At 55.4% G+C, this 18,528-nt stretch carries 17 protein-coding genes and 1 pseudogene; 4 read left to right on the forward strand and 14 right to left on the reverse strand.

Annotation, left to right across the window (positions count from 1 at the left end; genetic code table 11):
* Nucleotides 1–2 precede the first annotated feature (2 nt).
* The 11 genes and pseudogenes from AQ1_RS15555 to AQ1_RS15565 form a co-directional block, all read right to left on the reverse strand.
* Nucleotides 3–395: a hypothetical protein gene (locus AQ1_RS15555; protein WP_462687146.1), complete on the reverse strand. Its 393-nt coding sequence runs from the start codon at nucleotides 393–395 to the stop codon at nucleotides 3–5.
* 23 nt (nucleotides 396–418) lie between these two features.
* Nucleotides 419–568, reverse strand: a pseudogene (locus AQ1_RS15560) (helix-turn-helix domain-containing protein); the annotation flags it as partial.
* On the reverse strand, nucleotides 568–1,743 hold the full coding sequence (locus AQ1_RS12560; protein WP_042087921.1) for a phage portal protein: 1,176 nt from the start codon (nucleotides 1,741–1,743) through the stop codon (nucleotides 568–570). The gene AQ1_RS12560 and the pseudogene AQ1_RS15560, both read right to left, overlap by 1 nt.
* Entirely contained in the window at nucleotides 1,740–2,276 is a 537-nt protein-coding gene (locus tag AQ1_RS12565) for an HK97 family phage prohead protease (protein ID WP_042087923.1), read from the reverse strand. Before AQ1_RS12565 ends, AQ1_RS12560 begins: the two co-directional genes overlap by 4 nt.
* Before the next feature lie 3 nt (nucleotides 2,277–2,279).
* The gene (locus tag AQ1_RS12570; RefSeq protein WP_042087926.1) at nucleotides 2,280–3,569 is read right to left on the reverse strand and encodes a phage major capsid protein; all 1,290 of its coding nucleotides are present in this window, start codon (nucleotides 3,567–3,569) and stop codon (nucleotides 2,280–2,282) included.
* 160 nt (nucleotides 3,570–3,729) lie between these two features.
* The gene (locus tag AQ1_RS12575; protein WP_042087927.1) at nucleotides 3,730–4,491 is read right to left on the reverse strand and encodes a hypothetical protein; all 762 of its coding nucleotides are present in this window, start codon (nucleotides 4,489–4,491) and stop codon (nucleotides 3,730–3,732) included.
* Nucleotides 4,492–4,583: 92 nt separating this feature from the next.
* Nucleotides 4,584–6,179: a terminase large subunit gene (locus AQ1_RS12580; RefSeq protein ID WP_462687145.1), complete on the reverse strand. Its 1,596-nt coding sequence runs from the start codon at nucleotides 6,177–6,179 to the stop codon at nucleotides 4,584–4,586.
* A gap of 118 nt (nucleotides 6,180–6,297) precedes the next feature.
* Nucleotides 6,298–6,594 carry an HNH endonuclease gene (locus AQ1_RS12585; protein WP_052371272.1) on the reverse strand — a complete coding sequence of 99 codons (297 nt, stop codon included), beginning with the start codon at nucleotides 6,592–6,594 and terminating at the stop codon, nucleotides 6,298–6,300.
* On the reverse strand, nucleotides 6,594–6,770 hold the full coding sequence (locus AQ1_RS15355; RefSeq protein WP_161760613.1) for a hypothetical protein: 177 nt from the start codon (nucleotides 6,768–6,770) through the stop codon (nucleotides 6,594–6,596). The genes AQ1_RS12585 and AQ1_RS15355 overlap by 1 nt, the downstream gene beginning before the upstream one ends.
* On the reverse strand, nucleotides 6,767–7,522 hold the full coding sequence (locus AQ1_RS12590) for a hypothetical protein (RefSeq protein ID WP_042087930.1): 756 nt from the start codon (nucleotides 7,520–7,522) through the stop codon (nucleotides 6,767–6,769). The genes AQ1_RS15355 and AQ1_RS12590 overlap by 4 nt, the downstream gene beginning before the upstream one ends.
* Nucleotides 7,519–7,653, reverse strand: coding sequence for a hypothetical protein (locus tag AQ1_RS15565; protein ID WP_313982054.1), 135 nt, complete (start codon nucleotides 7,651–7,653; stop codon nucleotides 7,519–7,521). The genes AQ1_RS12590 and AQ1_RS15565 overlap by 4 nt, the downstream gene beginning before the upstream one ends.
* A gap of 365 nt (nucleotides 7,654–8,018) precedes the next feature.
* Here AQ1_RS15565 and mobC point away from each other — a divergent pair, with 365 nt between their 5' ends.
* From mobC to AQ1_RS12605, 3 genes are all read left to right on the forward strand, one after another.
* Nucleotides 8,019–8,405, forward strand: a complete 387-nt coding sequence (gene mobC, locus AQ1_RS12595) for a plasmid mobilization relaxosome protein MobC (protein ID WP_042087971.1) — start codon at nucleotides 8,019–8,021, stop codon at nucleotides 8,403–8,405.
* Nucleotides 8,402–9,832, forward strand: a complete 1,431-nt coding sequence (locus tag AQ1_RS12600) for a relaxase/mobilization nuclease domain-containing protein (protein WP_042087931.1) — start codon at nucleotides 8,402–8,404, stop codon at nucleotides 9,830–9,832. Before mobC ends, AQ1_RS12600 begins: the two co-directional genes overlap by 4 nt.
* A gap of 286 nt (nucleotides 9,833–10,118) precedes the next feature.
* Nucleotides 10,119–10,298, forward strand: coding sequence for a hypothetical protein (locus AQ1_RS12605; RefSeq protein ID WP_042087933.1), 180 nt, complete (start codon nucleotides 10,119–10,121; stop codon nucleotides 10,296–10,298).
* Nucleotides 10,299–10,465: 167 nt separating this feature from the next.
* On the opposite strand, the gene AQ1_RS12610 is transcribed toward AQ1_RS12605, so the two are convergent.
* The 3 genes from AQ1_RS12610 to AQ1_RS12620 form a co-directional block, all read right to left on the reverse strand.
* Nucleotides 10,466–13,759, reverse strand: a complete 3,294-nt coding sequence (locus AQ1_RS12610) for a calcium-binding protein (protein WP_042087934.1) — start codon at nucleotides 13,757–13,759, stop codon at nucleotides 10,466–10,468.
* A gap of 12 nt (nucleotides 13,760–13,771) precedes the next feature.
* Nucleotides 13,772–14,284 (reverse strand): hypothetical protein, encoded by a 513-nt coding sequence (locus AQ1_RS12615; protein ID WP_150007341.1) that lies wholly within the window; start codon nucleotides 14,282–14,284, stop codon nucleotides 13,772–13,774.
* Between the two features lie 394 nt (nucleotides 14,285–14,678).
* Nucleotides 14,679–15,578, reverse strand: coding sequence for an ArdC family protein (locus tag AQ1_RS12620; protein WP_042087936.1), 900 nt, complete (start codon nucleotides 15,576–15,578; stop codon nucleotides 14,679–14,681).
* A 465-nt stretch (nucleotides 15,579–16,043) separates the two neighbouring features.
* On the opposite strand from AQ1_RS12620, the gene AQ1_RS12625 reads away from it, so the two are divergent.
* Nucleotides 16,044–18,524 (forward strand): DEAD/DEAH box helicase family protein, encoded by a 2,481-nt coding sequence (locus AQ1_RS12625; RefSeq protein ID WP_042087972.1) that lies wholly within the window; start codon nucleotides 16,044–16,046, stop codon nucleotides 18,522–18,524.
* Nucleotides 18,525–18,528: the final 4 nt, after the last annotated feature.

Raw genomic sequence — 18,528 nt, forward strand, 5'->3', positions numbered from 1 at the left:
TTTTAAACCCCCTTAATTACAGGGGGGATTACCACCCCACGATGCCGTCGATAAGCTTTGCAGGTCTCCTGCATAATAGAAGCGACCGTCTGTTCACCCCAGAAGCCTAGCAGCGCCTCAATAGCATAGCCGATTCGTTCAGGTGATGCCGTATCGGGCGCATGTTCTCTCCCGTAAAAGTCCAGCGCATCGGCTATCATGTACGAATCTGGAAAACTTGGCCCTGTTGGTTTTCGCCGATCCCGGATGAATTCTGCGAGCGCTTCTTCAGCTTGTTGGCTGTTTGCTGTGCCAGTGCTACGTTCGCAGCTACGCCCGGCTTCTGTCCATACGATGTAGTACTTGCCGCGCTTCTTGAGCCAGCGCAGGCGGGGCCCTTGGTTTGGTCTTGGCATGGAATTAACATCCTTTTCACATATTCATCCACGGCCCACTCGGGGTAACACCATCCGCCCGGCACGCGGACGCAGGCTATCTTCCCTTCTCTTCGCAGCTGACTAACACCTCTCTTATTGGTGCGAAGAATTTCGGCGACCTCATCTGCGCGAAGCAGTTTATTATTGTCCATCAGCCCCCCCCCACGAATTGATTGCCATCATCGCGTGGATTCCAGCCTTCCACCTCTCGCACCTCGTTCGGCGTCAGTATCTTGTTCTTGACGGCGATTTCATGCGACTTCCACCGCGTTTCAGGATCGCCGCGCAGCAAGCCGCTCATATCGATTTCCAGTTCGTGCGTTTCCCGCTGCGCTTCGGTGAAAACGCTGCGCACGAATTCGGCTTCCAGCTTGCGAAGCCACCCGCTCAAGGTCGTTTGGGCAAAAAAGCGGATCAGGGTTTCGCTGTTCGTGAATGTGCCGTGTGTCAGGTCGCCAATGATCGGAGGCGGGCAGCCGAAGATGCGGGCCAGTTCTTCCCCAGTGAACCGCCGACTGGCCAAAAGCTCCGCGTCTTCAGGCGAGATTGACATAGGGTTCCATGCCACGCCCGCCTCTAGGACCAGGAATTTCGCCGCATTGCTTGATCCGGTGAGACTCTCGCGAATTTGCCTGCTGATCCGGTCATGTTGTTCTCCGGTCAACACATGGGGAAACTGCAAAGCGCCAGACGGTCGCGCGCCATTCTCCAGCAACGCATGACTAAATTCTTGAATAGAGAGGCCCGCCGCGATCACCTTGGCCGCACGCTGAAGGCGAGACTTGCCGACAATGCCATCGTCGGAGCGGTCCCGGATATGCAGCACCTCGCCTTGAAGCAGCCGTCGCCTGCGCCCGGCGGGGCCATGAAGGCCGTGCATTTCGGTCACGTCATAGGCCAGCCGCCCGCTCGCCAGCATTTGAACGGATACCCATTCCCACGGGATCGGGCGCAATTCCATAACCCGCCCGGCGCTATCGGTCACGATTTCGGCAAGGCCGTTGCCGCGCAGCATCGTGGAAGCTGCCAGCCATTCGATGAAGTCTGGCCATGTTTGATGGGCGTTCGCGCCACGCCGAACAATGCGCATGAGCGGGTGCGTCTCATCAAGTTCGCGCCCGCCTTCGGTGCGCCGATAAACCCATGCCGGTAAGCTGGCCAGTGAGGTACTGACAGCGGACACACATGCAAGGACGGTCGAAAGGTTTTCCGCCATGCGGGCGTTCACACCTTGCCCCGACGGGGAAAGCGCATGAAGCGCCTGCCAAGACGGGTCTTGCATCAGTTCTTCGGTCTTCGGTTTGAACATGCGCTGGATGATATTCATGTCAGCGTCTCCAGATAAAGCCGCGCCATGCGCAGCCGTTTAGGTTCGCGCATCCGGGCGCGGGCGATCACTTCGGTTCCCTCATAAGCCGGGAAGGCATGGATCACGCTGATTTCGCGCAGATCAACGCTGCGCAGTTCCCGGCGGTCGCCGGTCCAGATTTCCCCACCTTTGTTCACAAGGAACCCGAAAGACATGCCGCCAAGATCGCCCCGTTGCGCCATCGCCAGCACGTCGCGCCCTAGCGAGGTGTCTGGCATGTCGATGGAAAAGGCGAGGCCGGTTGCATCTTCGGAAAGCCGAAGCGTGCCGCTCCGTGTGCGCGCCAGAACCCTGCCGGGGTCATGATCCACCATGGCGATGATGTCCCCGCCAGCGCCCAAGCTATCGCGAAAGGCACCAGCGGCAATGGTTTCAGTGAAGGGGCCGATACGCGCTTCGGTCCCGAATTTGGCCGCGTACCCTTCAAGGCGGCGGCCAGCAACGCGAAGCTCGGTAGCTTCGCGCCGCTCGATATGATCGGCCCCCTTCATCGCTTAGGCCGCCGTGTCGATGTCGGTAATGGCCGCAAAGCTGGCCGCGTGCCGCACCACAATATCGGTTGTCAGCATCGCCCGAATTTGAACATTGCCCTTCTTGAAGGCCGTGCTTTCATAAGGATTGACCAGCAAATCGAATTGCGACCAGTAGCCGATAATCAGATCGCTCCAGTCGCCATAGATCAGCGTGGAAAGACCTGTTCCGGTCCCTTTGGCGCCATCGTCAGGAACCAGTGTTGAGAAGCTGCGGGCTTCGCCATGGAAGACGGTTTCAAGGCCGAAGGGTCGCCCATCTGCATCTTTCAGCTTCATGGTGGCGGTTCGCACTTTTTCCGATCCAAGGAAAGAGCGCCGGGCCGTGCCCGCATTGGCTTGGGTAACAGCGCCGATCAGGTCCGCCGTGGCGTCAAGTGTCAGCGCGCCGCCATTCGTGCCCATCGCCACCGAACCAATGCCTGCGGTCTGCAAGATGCCGGTCGGTTCATTGGTGCCGCCGCCATCAATCGCCACGCTATCCACCGCTTCCGCCAAGATGGCCGCGAAGTCGCCGCGAACAAGGTCTTCAATGTCCGGTGACGATTGCTGGAGCATGTTGCGCGAAAGTTCGGTGATCGCCCCGGCGTGTTTCGGGGTTAGGCTTACCTTGTCGAATTGATGATCAGACAGGGTGAGCGCTTGGTTCTCTGCAATCCAGCCGCTCGATGCCGATGCCTTCAATTTTGGAATATCCACATTGCCTGAAAGGCCGTTGAGCACCCGTGCACCAAGCTGATTGATGACCAGCGCCGCTCTAAGCCGGTCGATAAAATCCTGCCCTCGATGATCCGTGGCAATGATGTTGGAGCCGGGGCCGCCTGCCGGTGATGTGCTGGTCAGAACGCGCTTTTCGAGCGGCTTGTGAAAGACTTCCATCGGAACGAAGATGCCCTTCGGTGCACGTCCGCTGCGCTTGGCCAGTTCGCGGGAAAGCTCCCGTTCGCGACCATCGTCAACGTCCATGCCGCATTGCCCGGCGATGGCACGAAGGATTGAGAAGCTGCGCAGTTCGTCTTCAAGGCGATCATCGCCCCGGCTTTCGATCATGTGGCCGGTGGCGCGGCGGTCTGCCTCATCCACGAAGGTTTGGCGTTCAAGGCGTTTTTCAAGGTTGGCAAGTTCGCCCTTCAGTTCGCCAAAACGTTTTTCTTGTGTTTCGGATAGATCACCGTCTTTTTCTGGTTTGTCGGCGATTGAGCGCAGTTCGGCAACAATGGTCGCCCGTCGCTCCTTTAAATCCATAATCTTCATAGTTCATTTTCCTTTTTGCTATCGTGAATCGGGCCTTTTTGGCCTCGTCATTAATCGATGTCGCGTTCGTGCGAGAAGGTTACTGGAAGCCCGCCACAGGCCCTCTCGCAGCTTGCGGACTGGCCGCGTGCCGGTCCTAATCTCCTGTGGCGGTATTCGGTCATATCTTGTCAGCCTTTCTTAAAGACTGCTTAGGTAGATCAGCCCATTCTTCATTTGTTTCTCGTTCGCCCGGCTCGCGGACACCCGCCAACACTTGCCCGATATTGATAAATTGCGGAGTGCCCACTTCGGCTTCTCGATTTATGCCGGACGAGTATCTTTCAAGAATGGCAAGCCAACGCTCGGCTACATCTTCATCATAGTTTTCAAGATCATTAATAGAATTGTGTTTTACATCTATAAATTCTGTTACCTGGTAAGAATATCTATAATTTCCGATTATCACCTGCCCTTGCAATTTAGTATCTTGAATTAGTGCCATAATAACTGGAAGATAAGGGCTTTTTGTTTTTTCTGTCTCAGCCTTTAATTTTTCTTGGAATTCTCTAACGCCGAAACCTTCGATAATTGCGGCGATGGCTTCTTCGTAAATGTGCTCATTAGGAACGCCGCAAAGAAATTGAAGGCTCGTATCTTTCCAGTTCATTTCTTTATTGTGAAGGTGCTCTGTGCAACGCATCTTGCCAAAGTCACGCACAGCCTGCGGAGAATCTTTTACTTTACCGCCCACCATGAGCGCGATTAGTAGGCGTGCAGCGTCTAGCGGTGTGGCGTGTGCCGCACCGCGCCCACGTCCTTTTTGGGATAATAGGCCGGCTTCTCGGAGCGCTCGCGCATAAGTGGCTACAGAGGTTTCCTCTATTTTACTCATTTCGCTTAGTTCCTTGACGACGCTGCTTATAAGAACCATTTTTTTCATCCGAATTTTTCTCAAATGAATTTACAACATAGTGAACAACGCCGTCAAATGAAATTTTTTCCGATGAATATCTTATGTTGTTTTCGTCCCATTCACGCGCTGATCACTCCAAGACGCCAAGCCGAATAATCGGGTGCGGCTGGCTCTCGTGCATGAAGGCCCACCGCCATGATGGCCGCGACAAGCCCGTCGATCCGTTCCCGGCTTTTGTCTTTGCGGGGCTTCCTGTTGCCTGCCGGGTCGGTTTCGATAACCGCATTGCCTACATTCCAGCGCAAAACGGGATGGCCGCCATGGCGCAAGCCCGCGCTAAGAACCAGCCGCTCGAAGGCGTCTACGCTTGGCCCCATATCCTTGAACCCTTGGCCATGCGGCTTCAAGGGCAGGGTTATGCCTTCCTCTGCCAAGATGCGTTCCAGTTCGGCCATGCCCCAACGGTCGAAGGCGATGCCCTTGATGTCGAAGATTTGCGCCAGTGCGGCCAATTTGAGCGCCACCGCACGCTTGTCTGTCGCGCGGCCCGGCGTCGTTTCGATCAAGCCATCTTTCGCCCATTCAACATAGGGCACCCGGTCCTTTTCAGCGCGGGCGCGAAGATTGTCTTTCGGAACCCAAAAGAAGGATAGCAGCGCGCCGCCATCCTCCGGGAAATACAGTTGCAGGCTGGTCAGGTCGCTGGTCGATCCCAGATCAAGGCCACCAAAGCATGGCCGCCCGCGCAGCAAGTCCGCGTCTGCCGGTGCATCGCATGAATCCCAATCCGCTGCCGCAATGAACCGTTCGTCGGCTTCCACCCGCTGATTGAGATAGAGATTGCGAAAAGCCGATTCCCGCGCCGGGATGCGCTGCGCCTGCGCCGCCGATGTCTCCATTTCCTCCAGTGAACGAAACACGCCAAGCGCAGGGTTCGCCAGTTTCCACGTTTCCGGGTTCCATGGGTCCGCATCCATGGGCGCGGCATAGACATGGCCCACGAAGGTTGGGTCTTCGATGGTGCCGTTGTTCACTTGCTCTGCATAATCCACAAGCTCGCTCATGACGTGATGCGGGTCTGCCGATTGTGTTGAGATTATCAGCCCAAGCGGTTCGGCACGTCCGCCGGTTGATGTGCTCAAATTGTCGTAAAGGTTGCGGTTCGGTGCCTGTGCAATTTCGTCATAGACAAAAAAGCTTGCAGACAGCCCATGCGCCTTTCGGGCGTCACTCGATAGCGAACGATAGGTGCTGCGGTTTTCCGCATCCTCCATGCGCTTGTGGAAACGCTGCACATTGAGCCGGGCGGCCAGCCAGGGTCGATCCTCAATCATGGCTTCCATCTCGCCGAAGATGATCGATGCCTGTTCCCGGTCGGAGGCCGCCGAATAACATTGCCCGCGCGCCTCGCTTTCCGGGCCGGATAGATGGCAAAGACAAAGGCCAGCCGCCAGCCCGGTCTTTCCATTCTTCCGAGCGATGGAAAGAAGCGCCTCCCGCACCTGCCGACGATAATCTTCAGTCTTCGGCCCGTAAACGGCGGCAATGAACCGCTTCTGAAAGGGCTGCAAGCGCATATTCTGGCCCGCCAAAGGCCCTGCATTGATCGGCAGCCACTCAAGGAAGCGGATCACCCGCATGGCCCGTGTCAGGCCCGGCTCATCCCATGGCAAAGGTGCATCATCCTCCTTGATGCGTTCCCGCGCCCGTTTCATGCGTGCCGCGCCCGGTCCCCTTAACCCCATTGGTTAAAATCCCCAATCAACGAACCGGAAACTAACTCAAAAGTTGCCCCCCCATGCGGTCTCGAAGCGTCAGCTATGAGAGATTTTTTCATTTCAGCCACCAATGGTTAGGGTCTGTCGGCGTGCCGTCGCGGGTGCATCCGCCATGCACCTTGCTCGTTGCCGCTGCCCCACGCTTGTCGATCCGGGCTGTTTTCTTGCTGTGGCAGCTTGCGCAATAGGAGGTGAGGCCATCCAGCGCCGGGAAGGGATGGCCGCCATCGCTGATCGGCTTCACATGGTCCACCGTATCGGCCATGCGCCCGCATCCGCAAATCGGATTGCTCATCAGCTTTAGCCGCCGAAGCCGCTTCCATGTGCCTGTGGAATAGGGCCATCTCGCCATCAGTTTAGCTCGCCTTTAGTCGGCTTGTAGCTTCCTTCGTGAACACCTTTGGCGACGCATTGCAGCGCGTCTATGGCCATGTTCGGATCAAGGCCTAAAGCGAGTGCATGGCCAACTGTTTTGCCAATGGCTTGCGCCAGCATCGTTGCCATATAGATTTGATTTGCGTCTGTCATGCCGCAGCCTCTTGCTCATGATGGATGATAAGAGCGTTCAGGATGGCAGCCCCAAAGAACGCCCGTTGCACAGGGTTGAAAACTTCGCGCTCGAATTTTTTCATGCTGAAATGCGACTTTTTGCGATCTAAGCGTGCTGATCGTCGTAAATCATGGGTTTTTTCATCAGACATTCTCTGCCCCCTATCTGGTATATTTATAAGTGGTGCTCCCTCGGCACCTGTAGGAACCTGCAAAAGGTGCTTTACGGGTGCTCTCACAGCACCTGTGGGGTCGTTATTGGCCTGAATTTGAGGGTTACGGGTGCTCTCACAGCACCTGTGGGGTGCTCCCACAGCACCTGTGTTTTGTTTTTGGGCAGATCGCCAATGTTTAAAGTCACGCGATGGCGGGTCGCCGTTGCATTGCTCGGCGGTCAATTCCCATTCTCGTGCTTCGCGCGTTTTCAGACTGAAGCTTGCGTTCCTTGCCAGCTTTATGAAGCCTTTATCGATTAGCTCGTCAAAAGCGCCTGCCGCCCGATGCTCCCCGCATTGAAGCAGTTTCATGGCTTCGCGGCGGCTGTATGGAATGGCGCCATTATTGCGGCCATCATGGCGGCGCCATATACCTATGAGCAGCTTGCAAGCTTGAGGCGTCACATGCGCAAAGGCTTCGCTATTGAGAAGGCCATGATCAAGCTTGACGAAAGGCGCATCGCGTTTGCTCCGGCCCTTGCCATCAGCGCCGCGCCCGCGTTGACGCCCCTTCATGATTGCACCTTTTCCGGTCGCTCCAGCATGGCCGCCAGAGCATCCCGCAGTTCCACCGTATCGGGCAGCATCGCAAGCCGCTCGATGGCGCGCAGCAAAGTTGCATTGCGCGATTGTCGCGGGCTCATCATATTTTGCCCCCTACTGATTTGTGCTGACAGGAAAGGAAGGCAGTGAGATCTGCTGGATTGTATTTTGATGCCCAAGCGCACCAAAGGCAGCCGTCAATTCGGGTGCCGACGCCCGGCGTCATAGCAAGGACGTTTCCTGCGGAAAGGCTTCGCAGGGCCTTTGCGGCCTCAAAATAGAGGGCAAATTCCACTTCGTTACGCGGACATTCTGCGGACAGAGTGGCTGGAAAGGCTTGAAAAATGGCGCACCCTGAAGGAGAAAATTCGAACACCTTGTTTGATATTCTCTCCCAATGGAATCAGGTGCTTAGCGCCATTCAAAACCCTGCAAATGACCCTGAACGGGCTATTTGCCGGGTCTCGGAGTGACGAAAAAGACACCACCCTTCTCCCTCAGACTGACTTTTGAAGAGCGCGCTCGGCTTGAAGAACTGGCCGGAAGCGAGCCACTTGGTACCTACATCAAGCGTAAGGTCTTCAACGGGAAAGGCGCTGGCAAACGACGCGCTCGCTCTCGACAGCGTAGGCCGATCAAGGACGAACAGAAGCTCGCCCAAGTCTTAGCGATGCTGGGCCAGTCTCGTATCGCCAACAATCTGAACCAACTCGCCAAGGCCGCGCATATCGGCACGCTCCCCGTCCTGCCCGATACCGAACGGGAAATCCGCAAAGCTTGTGCCGATGTCGCGCTGATGCGACGCGAGTTGCTACGCGCGCTCGGTCACCGCACCGATACGGAGCCGTCGTCATGATCCTGAAAGGCTCACAGCGCGGCGGTGCAAAGCAGCTCGGGCTCCATCTGCTCAAGACCGAGGAGAACGAGCATATCGAGCTTCACGATATTCGCGGCTTCATATCCGACGATGTAGTCGGCGCACTCCGCGAGGCAGAAGCCATCGCTAGGGGCACGAAGTGCCGCCAGTTCCTCTTCTCGGTTTCCCTGAACCCACCTGAAACGCAAGTCGTTCGGGTTGAGACCTTCGAAAAGGCGCTGCAAGCCATTGAGAAAAGGCATGGGCTGACCGGACAGCCGCGTGTCGTCGTCTTTCATGAAAAGGAAGGTCGTCGCCATGCCCATGCGGTGTGGAGCCGGATCGATGCCGAGACGATGACGGCCAGGCCGCTGTCCTTCTACAAGAACAAGCTGCGGGAAGTCTCCCGCCAGCTCTACCTCGAAAACGGCTGGCAGATGCCGCGCGGCCTTGTCGATCCGAAGGACCGCGACCCGCGTAATTTCTCGCTCGCCGAATGGCAGCAGGCAAAGCGGATCGGGCGTCATGCGGGAGAACTGAAGGGCTTGATCCAGGAGGCCTGGGCAATCTCTGATTCCCGTCAGACCTTCTCTCACGCCCTCGAAGAGCGTGGCCTGTATCTCGCTCGCGGGGACCGGCGCAGTCATGTTGCTGTGACCTTCGAAGGCGAAGTGATCTCGATTGCCCGTGCGACCGGAAGAAAATCGAAGGATGTACGGGCGAGGCTGGGGAAGCCCGACGAACTGCGCAGCATTGAAGATGCCCGCAAGCGGATCGCCGAGGACATCCTGCCCCGGATGAAAGCGCATCTGGACAAGGCCCGTGCCGACGCCAAACAGGAACTCAATGCACTGAACGCTCGCCGCGAGGCGATGGCGCGTGCTCATGCGGAAGAACGCGCGAAGCTCAATGCCGGACAGAAAGCCCGCTTCGAAGCTGAAGCCCGCATGCGGGCGGAACGGTTCCGCAAAGGCATGGCGGGTCTCTGGGACCGGCTGACCGGCAAGCGCCGGGAACTGGAAAAGCAGAACGAGCTGGAAGCGCTATGGGCGTTGCAGCGTGATCGCGATCAACGACAGATGATGCTCAATGCCCAGCTTCGCGAGCGGCAGGACCTCCAGACCGAAATCAAAGCCACGCGCACCAGGCATGCGCAGGCCCTTCGCGAACTGCATGTCGATACCGCCAATTACCGCCTGATGCAGCGCGGCCAGGAACCGAAACCTCAGCCGACATCGAAAACGGCCTTCGACCGGCTCGACGCCATGCGCGAGCAACCGGAGGCGATGCCACAGCGCCCGCGTTTTGACCGCGTGAATGAAAAGAAGCCTGACGCGGGATCGAGGCGCATGTCTTCGGATGAACGTCTGAAACGCCTGCGCGAACAGCAGCAAATGCCGCCGCGCGGACCTGAACTTGACCGCTAACGAGGGGGAACCGCCATGCTTGTTGACATCACTGCCTTAGTATCAAATCCCGCCTTCTGGTTCGGCATAGGGGCTGCCATGGCCGTCCTCTGGCCGTGGTTTAACCGCTAAGCCGTCTATTCCCCCTTTTCCGAATGCCGATCTCTGTAACGCGCTGCCATCTGCGCGTCCTTCCTTTTGCATCGAACTGACCTCCGTCCATCAATCGCCTTTCCTTCGCGATGATGGGGACCGGGGCCTGGAAAGGCTCCGATGGTCGGGGCCTCCGATAGCAAAGGAGGACACGATGTCACTCATCACACAAACCGATCTCGTCTCGAAGAGTAGCGACGAACTGCGCGGCCTGCTGGCTGCGGCCTTCATGGCAGCGGCACAAGTCGAACCCGGTTCGAAAGCACAATTCGAAGCGCAGGCGCTCGTTGATGCGATCAAGTTCGAACTCGCCGTTCGCGACTACACGCTATAGGCGTTCATCCCCGCAAGGCGGGCGCATTGCCGGTCCGCCTTGTGTCATTCTAATCGGTTAAACGGGCGCGGACTGCATTGGAAAAGGACGGCCTGGCGGGCCGCCCTTTGGTCGGAAAAGCGCTTTCATGTTCTGGGGAGAATTAGGGAGGTTGCTTTTCGTGAACTTTATGCTGCGATCAGATGGCCGCTGGAAACCAGCGCCGCTTCATCGGTCAGGCCGGTCACGCCTTCAATGGTCGCGATCTTCGTCCAGGCTTCGATTGTTCCAGCTCCATCCTGATCAATGTAAAGCTCAGTGTTCGAGCCTGCATTGACCGCCCACACGAAATCTTCAATTGCGTCGGTTAGCGGATCGTAGCTCGCCAGAAGATCGGCGACATCGATCATATCACCATCTGTCAAACTGAAGTCTTTGATTCTATCAACATCGTTGAAGGCGGATATGGCTTCAAACAGGAACGTGTCGGCACCAGTACCGCCATAGAGAGAATCGACGCCATCGCCACCGATCAGGACGTCGTCACCGCCATAACCTTGAAGAGTGTCGTTTCCGCCCAAGCCAACCAGTGTGTCGTTCGCTTCGCTTCCCTTAACATATTCGCCAGCGCTCGTGCCGGTGAGAGTGAGGTTGTTCAACAGGTCCAATGTGGTGCTGTCCTCAAACGTGGCCGTTTCGACCTCTTGACCATATGTTGCATGGAAGTGGTTTTTCACTTTGATGCTCTCGCTGCCAACGTAAGCCATCAAATCGTAACCGCTTTTCCAAAACCGAACATCATCGACCGTAATGTTGGGACCGAACGCGAGTACGTCCGCCGTACCACCGGAATCGTCTACCGTGTCGACGCCATCCCCGATGTTCCACACATAGATGTCGTTGCCCGTGTATCCCCGCAAAGTATCGTTACCCTCCTTGCCGACCAGCGTGTCATTGGAGTCATGCAGACCCAAAACATATTCGCCCGCGCTTGTGCCAGTGAAAGTGAGGTTGCTCAGCAGGTCAATTACCGTATCGTCGGTGAAGGTCGCCGTTTCAATGCTATTACTGTATGTGGCGTGGAAGTGGTTATCTATCTTTATGCTCTCGCTACCGACATAGACCATCAGGTCGCTGCCACTTTTCCAGAACCGAACGTCGTCAGCCGTGATGCCTGGGCCGAACTCAAGTACATCTGCTGTCCCGTCCTGGTCTTCAATCGCATCATTTCCGTCACCGATATTCCAGACATAGGTATCATTGCCCGTATATCCGCGCAGGGTGTCATTCCCGCCCATGCCAATCAGCGTGTCATCGGAATTGTTCAAACCAAGAACATACTCTCCACCAGCACTCGTCCCGGTGAAGGTGAGGTTCTCCAGCAAGTCAAGTGAGGTGCCATCGGAGAAGGTCAATGTTTCGACCTCGTTGTCATAGGCGCTCTGGAAGTGGTACTGGATTTTGACGGAGGCGGAGTGGCCATCCATGTAAAGATACAGGTCGCTGCCAGATTTCCAGAGGCGGACATCTTCTGCGCCAATGCCATCGGCAATGACGATTGTATCTACACCTCCTGCATCGCTGATTGTCTTCGCACCCTCGCTCGGCGTGTAGAAGAATATTTCGTTGCCGGAACTGCCGGATACGGTAGATGAAAACGCGTCAGTGACGATGAAGTCGTCAACATCGGTATTTGTAAGAGAGGCGCTGGCAATGTCATATCCGGCACCTCCTGTGAAAAGCGTTGCCGCACTTGTCTGCGCTAGGATATGACCAAATACATGTGCCAATGCGGCTGAGAAGGCAGCATCCAAGTCATCCGCTTGTCCCGCTTGCGGATTAGTTTGTCCGCCAGCCACCCATTCTCTTCCCAATATTTCTTCGATGAACTCCATTTTTCGAGCATCTATGTAGCCACCTCGGCCAGCGGGATCGATGTCATCAACACCGGCCCAACGGAACAGAATATCCTCGATTTTCCCCTTGATGTCGAATGCCAAACTCAACATCGTCTCTACATCCGCCGCAGCCACCTCCTTGACCATGCTCAGCAAAGTTGCGTCCTGGCTCATAGCGATGTGCAAGTCCGGCAGGCTCCCGAAACCGCGCAAGCTCGGCAGGAATAGCGTTTGGATATCAAGTTGATAGTCCCCAGCATAAACTGTATTCGTTTCATCGTAGGTGAACCAAGCATCAACGACATCCCGTGTCTGGCCGTTGATTACGAACGTGCTTTCCTGTTTGATCTCGTTGCCGTTGATCGTGTAGTTCACGCTGGAGTAGTTCAGACTGATCGACGTGATGCTTAAGTCGTCCAGGGTGTGCAATTCAGCGCTTTCGCTGCGGCCGTCGCCATTCGCATCGATCCATACGAGCAAATCATCGAATTGTGCGTCGGCGCTCGTAATTGCTGTATCGGAATTGCTGTCATAAGCCGCAAGCGCTGCAAAGCCGTTTGAGCTTCCGGTTTGGTCGCCGAAAAGCTCTGAGTGATCATTAATTTTGCCATCAGCATTCAAGTCGATGGCCAGCAATCCATCCCCACCGGCAATCCAGCCGGACGCCTCTCCGAGATCGTCCAGATCGATGTCCCAATAAACCGAACCTGTACCATTCAGAGCGGCAAGTTCGATGCCGTCACCATCGATATCCAGAACCAAAGGACTCGCAGCGGCGATTAGATCATCGAAAACTCCGAGCAAATCCTGCAGCCAAGGGGGCAGTTCCCTTATAACAGCCGTAGGATTATTCCACGCCCAACCATAGTCATCGGAAAGTTGCTCATAGAGTCCTGCTGCATCCTCGGATATCTCACCAAGAATGTCTTGAACACCATTATTCTCCCATATCTCCCGAGCTGCATCAAAGAGATCGGCCATTTTTCTTTCGCCTGCCAAGAGATCGACAAGCCCCTCTCCCCCGATGAACACTCCTTGCTTGGACAACACGCCTACATGCTTCGCAACCTGCTCACCGATATTCAACCCCTTCTCCCAAGTCGCCGATTCCGGGTCATTTAGAATAAGGGCATCAAGGGTTGGGGTGTCGAACAATATGTACCCGATCATCGTCCCTGGAAAATCTTCAGGGTCTGTACCCATCTCCTGAGAGCCGGTTGCTATATCGATGAGAATGATATCTTTTGGCGTGGTTGGAACTTCTCCGCTATTGAGGACACTGCTTAATACCGACTGGGCTATTACGTCTGAACCTGCTTGGAACTGTTGGTCTGTTAGGATGGAGCCGTTGATGAGTGAGCCTAACTTGGCCATCTCGCGCGCATAATTGTTTATAAGGGTGTCGTAATCACCATTGATGTGCTCGGCCCACTCGAACCAGCGTTGAGTCTCGCGGGACACTTGTCCAGTTTGTACGGCCCCGTCGATTTGTTCAGCAATATATCTGTAAGCGAGATGATAATCTCCGGAACTCATCAAATAGTCTATGTAGTCCTTCTGGTTCTGATTCAGTTGATAGCTCACTGATGCCCCCCCTTATGATTTATGATGAAACTGTAGAATAAGATCGTGAAGACCTTGGTCTATCTCTATTGCTTTCTCAAAGTATGAAATATTATATTGATAGTTAATCTGGAGATTATCAAGAAATCGCACCCGACCTATGCATAACGGATTTGACAACTGTGACCTTTCTCTGCACTCCAAAACTGTTGTGTGCTTGTCATCAGATAAATTCTTAACGGTATAGACGTGTGCGGACTCTACCTGTTCGCCGGAAAAGCCGTGGTCGCAAAGTTCTATATTTTTATCTGCATAATGAATATGGCTGCAGGAGACCTCCGGAAGGTTTAAAGCTTCGTCTTCATCAGTCCAGTAATAGCCTCGATCCATATTTGATAGTGGGCCGATTTTTACAGAAAGATTCTTCTTTTTTTGTTCTAGGGTATCAGAATTATGAGGCTCTAAAGTCTCAACGTTCAGACTAAGTCTTAGCCAGCTTTCCTCGTCGTAAAAACTCCACCAATGGACATGTGTTTCTTGCGGCATAAGGAAGGTATTACCCGCTATGGTAATTTCCTGGTATGTTGGGTATTCGTCGTCACATGCGGAGATTGCCAACGGTATTACAAGCAGTGCTAATGTAAGTAATCTTCGGACAAGCACAATCTTTCCTTATTAATATAAATAGAACAAATCATTTATTACTTTCTTCTGAAGATAATTGAGCAAGATGCGATTTGGAATAGTTATTATCTTTGTTGTTCCTACGCTTGTGGATAATATGCTAGCCTGTATTACTGAAGCAGCTTGACATGCAGTGTTGCGCATCTTTTCTTTCTGCCAGCGATCGTAAGTTTCGCTTCCGAAGCGGTCGCATACGACCAGATGCAGAAACGGCACGGGCCGGAATGGCCCGTGCCGAAAACTTGAAACCATTACCTCACGCCACCGCCTGGGCTGGTACTTCCTCTGACTGGAGGCTGTGCAGATAGTCGGCGGCACGCTGTGCATGTGCGGCGGCGCTGAAGATTGCGCGCTTGTCCTCTTTCAGCACCTTAAGCCAGCTTTGAATATACGCCGCATGATCGGCGCGCGGTTCGGGCGCAAGTTCAAGGTCAGCGCATAGAAAGGCTGCACCAAGTTCGGCGACAAGCTCTTCGCGCGCATAGCCTTCATCGCCCCAACGCTTGCGGCCAAATTCGCGGTCTAGGCGCTTGGGGTGTTTGGTCCAGTGAGTCAGTTCGTGCGCCAAGGTTGCATAGTAGGCTTCGGCACTCCTGAAGGTCTCGAAGTACGGCATTTGCACATGGTCACTGCCGCCGCTGTAATGGGCCGAGTTGCCGCCGTGGCGGATGTCTGCGCCGGTGGCCGCAAAGAATGCGTCCGCACGTTCGATGCGCTGCGCGGGATCGATCAGCGGCTCGGGTTTGACGTAGAAGCGTTCGGGCAGGCCTTCGATCTGCTCGACATTGAAGACCGTGTATCCCTTCATGAACGGGATCGTCCGCTCTTCCTCTTCGCCGTTTTCCGTCTCTTCGGTTTTCGTGACGGTGTTGGCATAGACGACCAGGTTGCCGCGCTCGCCCTTCTTCACATGTGCGCCCATCTCTTTGGCCTGCTTGTAGGTCATCCAGTACGGCGAGAGAAACCCGCCTTCGATGGCCGCGCCCCACAGCATCAGGACATTGATACCGCTATAGGGCACGCCGTTATGGCGTAGTGGCTTGGTGATTTTGCCGTCCATGTTGACCGCGCTCCATGGCTTCAGCCATGTCAGTTCGCCCTGCTCAAGATCGGCAATGATCTTGTTGGTAACCCTTTCATAAATGTCGGTTTTCATCTGTGTCCCCTTTCTTGGGTAGTCGGTTGCGCATGCAACCGGACTAGGCCCGCGCCAATGAGCGGGGGGACGGCCGTCCAGACCGAAAGCTATGGAAAAGGTGCGGGCGCAGCCGCAGGCGAGCCACGGGCCATGGCTTTCGCCCGAAGCCAAAGCGAAGGGCTTGGTCTTGACGGAGGACGGGGCCGCAGGCCCACGAAACAAAAAAAGATGTCAGCCCTTCAGGGCTGTCAGAAGATGCGCAAGGGATCGAAGCCGAATGGCCGAGACAGCTCGCTGGCTCGGTTCACGAGAGCCTGGTCCGGCTATGCCGGATGCGCCAAACTGAGTACGATTCGGAGAATCCATTTGTTTTCGACTCAAGGTGGCCAAATCTGTATATTGGTCAAGCACATAGGGAAGATACCGGACACTCTGATGAAGCCCGGATCAGTAAAACCGCTGAAGAGTAAAGAGAAACGACGGATGCCGATAGATTTCGATGACCTTCTGGATGATGACGATTCAATCGTCATCGATCCTCGCGACATCTTCCTGACCTTGGACCGCGATAAGGCATTCGCATTTCCGCGCGATATTCAGACCGAAGTCATGAAGGACTGGTTCGGGCAGCGGGGCCAACCTGACACGGTTATCAAGCTGAATGTCGGCAGCGGAAAAACGCTGGTCGGGCTGTTGCTGTTACAAAGCTCGCTGAATGAAGAAATCTCTCCGGCTGTTTACATCGCGCCTGACAAGCAACTGGTCGATCAGGTGCTTGCCGAAGCCGAAGCGCTTGGTATCGAGGTTACGGACGATCCGCATGATACGGACTTCCAGTCGGGCGACAGAATTCTGGTCACGACCATCCACAGACTGTTTAACGGGAAGTCGGTATTCGGCGTCGGCGCAGAAGGTGTGAAGATCAAGTTGGGGGCAGTCGTGATCGACGACGCTCATGCCTGCATCGCAACTGTGACGGAGCAGTTCAGGATCGAGCTTCCCAATACGCATGCCGCCTATCAGGAAATCTTGAAGACCGTTGAACCTGACCTCAGACGGCAAAGCCATGCCCGGTTCCTTGATGTCAACTCAGGCGATCCGCGTGCCATGATGGAAGTGCCTTATTGGGCGTGGATCAAGGCTCAGGAAGAGATCATGCAGGCCCTGCACGGTCATAAGAACGATGACGAACTGAAATTCTCCTATCCGCTACTTCGGGATATTCTGCCGCTTTGCCGCTGCGTGATCAGTGGCCAGAAAATGGAAATCGAACCGGACTGTCCGCCGACCGACCTTGTGCGGTCCTTCTCCCGCGCCAAGCGCAGAATCTATATGACGGCAACGCTTGCTGACGACAGCGTGCTCGTCACCCATTTCGGTGCCGACCCCGAAAAGCTCTCCGATCCGATTGTTCCGACGTCCTCGCAGTCCATGGGCGAGCGCATGATCCTCATGCCGCAGGAACTCAACCCGGAAATCACACTGAAAGAGATCAAGGCGCTGCTTATCGATCTGGCGGAAAAGGAAAACGTTGTTGTTATCGTACCCTCAAAGAACGCTGCCAAAGACTGGGAGGATGTCGCAGATCAGACGCTCATGGCTTCGAATGTCGTCGCTGGCGTTGAGAAGCTGCGCGATGGGCATGTCGGGCTCACCGTCCTTGTGAACAGGTATGACGGCATCGACCTGCCGCACGATGCGTGCCGCGTTCTGGTGATTTACAATCTGCCTGAAGTGGCATCGTTTTCCGACTTAACGGATATGGCGGTTCTAAGCGACTCCCAATCCGGCTTGCGGCGTCAGATGCAGCGCGTCGAACAAGGCATGGGGCGCGGCGTGCGCTCCAACGACGATTATTGCGTCGTACTGCTTGCCGGATCGAAACTTACGCGCCGGGTAAAATCGCCGGACGGCCTCAAGCTGTTGACCCCTGCCACGCAGGCACAGCTCGACCTTTCGAAGAAGATCGCCAAGCAACTCGACGGGGTCGATATCAAAGGGATTGCAGGTGTCATCGACCAGTGCCTCAAACGCGATCCGTCATGGGTCAAGGTCAGCAAGAAAACGCTCCTGAAAGCGCAGGCCAAGACGGGTTTGGTTCTCGACAAGGCCAGCGTCGCCGTGCGGCTTGCCTTCGACACGGCCCGTTCCGGAGATTATAAAGCCGCCGCTGATCTGCTCAGCGCCGCCGCGAACGCCGCGCAGGATGACGATGAAAAGGCCTGGCTCATGTCGAAGCTGGCCGCCATGCAACATCACCTGAACCCGGCTGCGTCCCAAAAAACGTTGCTGGCAGCGCATAGACTCAACCCGAACGTTTTACGCCCGATAGAAGGTATCGCCTATCAGAAGCTCGCGGCCCAGAAAGGTGCGCAGGCGGCGGAAGTGCAATCCTATCATCAGGAACGCTTTCTCGAAGCTGCCGACCGGATACTAGAAGTCAATCAGCTTACGGATGATCTGCGCTTTCAAAGCGTGACGCCGGATAAATTCGAAGCGGCTATAGATGCCGTTGCCCGATTCATCGGATTGCATTCCCAGCGCCCCGAGAAACAGTTCAACGATGAAGGGCCGGACAATCTGTGGGCGCTCCCCGATGGTTCGTTCCTGGTCATAGAGTGCAAGAATAACGCAACATCCGAGAAAGGCATTTCCAAAACCGATCTGGGCCAGCTCGATCAAGCTATGTCATGGTTCTTTGGGAAGTACACGAAGGCTGCCACCGGCACGCCCGTCATCATCCACCCCCTCCGGACACTTGGCGACGGTGCATCCGAAGTTGAGGGGATGCGGATCATGACGGAAAATGGGCTCAAGAAGCTTCGCAAAGCGCTGGCCGATTTTGCGAAATCACTTGGCGATCCGGACATTCTCAACAGCCAGAAGCAGATAAACGAACTGCTCGCCACTCACGGCTTCAACGGAGTGGAATTTCTGAAACGGTACACCACAACCGTAAAGTGAGCTT

Source organism: Iodidimonas nitroreducens (assembly GCA_000710935.1).
GTDB lineage: Bacteria > Pseudomonadota > Alphaproteobacteria > Sphingomonadales > Rhodothalassiaceae > Iodidimonas > Iodidimonas nitroreducens.

What these genes read in the sequence shown, in the direction of transcription:
- AQ1_RS12625 (WP_042087972.1), top strand. Translation starts at nt 16,044, where the DNA reads ATGCCGATAGATTTCGATGACCTTCTGGATGATGACGATTCAATCGTC.
- AQ1_RS12590 (WP_042087930.1), bottom strand. Translation starts at nt 7,522, where the DNA reads ATGAAGGGGCGTCAACGCGGGCGCGGCGCTGATGGCAAGGGCCGGAGC.
- AQ1_RS12615 (WP_150007341.1), bottom strand. Translation starts at nt 14,284, where the DNA reads ATGCCGCAAGAAACACATGTCCATTGGTGGAGTTTTTACGACGAGGAA.
- AQ1_RS12585 (WP_052371272.1), bottom strand. Translation starts at nt 6,594, where the DNA reads ATGGCGAGATGGCCCTATTCCACAGGCACATGGAAGCGGCTTCGGCGG.
- AQ1_RS12605 (WP_042087933.1), top strand. Translation starts at nt 10,119, where the DNA reads ATGTCACTCATCACACAAACCGATCTCGTCTCGAAGAGTAGCGACGAA.
- AQ1_RS12620 (WP_042087936.1), bottom strand. Translation starts at nt 15,578, where the DNA reads ATGAAAACCGACATTTATGAAAGGGTTACCAACAAGATCATTGCCGAT.
- AQ1_RS12570 (WP_042087926.1), bottom strand. Translation starts at nt 3,569, where the DNA reads ATGAAGATTATGGATTTAAAGGAGCGACGGGCGACCATTGTTGCCGAA.
- AQ1_RS12565 (WP_042087923.1), bottom strand. Translation starts at nt 2,276, where the DNA reads ATGAAGGGGGCCGATCATATCGAGCGGCGCGAAGCTACCGAGCTTCGC.
- AQ1_RS12600 (WP_042087931.1), top strand. Translation starts at nt 8,402, where the DNA reads ATGATCCTGAAAGGCTCACAGCGCGGCGGTGCAAAGCAGCTCGGGCTC.
- AQ1_RS15565 (WP_313982054.1), bottom strand. Translation starts at nt 7,653, where the DNA reads ATGATGAGCCCGCGACAATCGCGCAATGCAACTTTGCTGCGCGCCATC.
- AQ1_RS12580 (WP_462687145.1), bottom strand. Translation starts at nt 6,179, where the DNA reads ATGAAACGGGCGCGGGAACGCATCAAGGAGGATGATGCACCTTTGCCA.
- AQ1_RS12575 (WP_042087927.1), bottom strand. Translation starts at nt 4,491, where the DNA reads ATGAAAAAAATGGTTCTTATAAGCAGCGTCGTCAAGGAACTAAGCGAA.
- AQ1_RS12560 (WP_042087921.1), bottom strand. Translation starts at nt 1,743, where the DNA reads ATGAATATCATCCAGCGCATGTTCAAACCGAAGACCGAAGAACTGATG.
- AQ1_RS15555 (WP_462687146.1), bottom strand. Translation starts at nt 395, where the DNA reads ATGCCAAGACCAAACCAAGGGCCCCGCCTGCGCTGGCTCAAGAAGCGC.
- AQ1_RS15355 (WP_161760613.1), bottom strand. Translation starts at nt 6,770, where the DNA reads ATGACAGACGCAAATCAAATCTATATGGCAACGATGCTGGCGCAAGCC.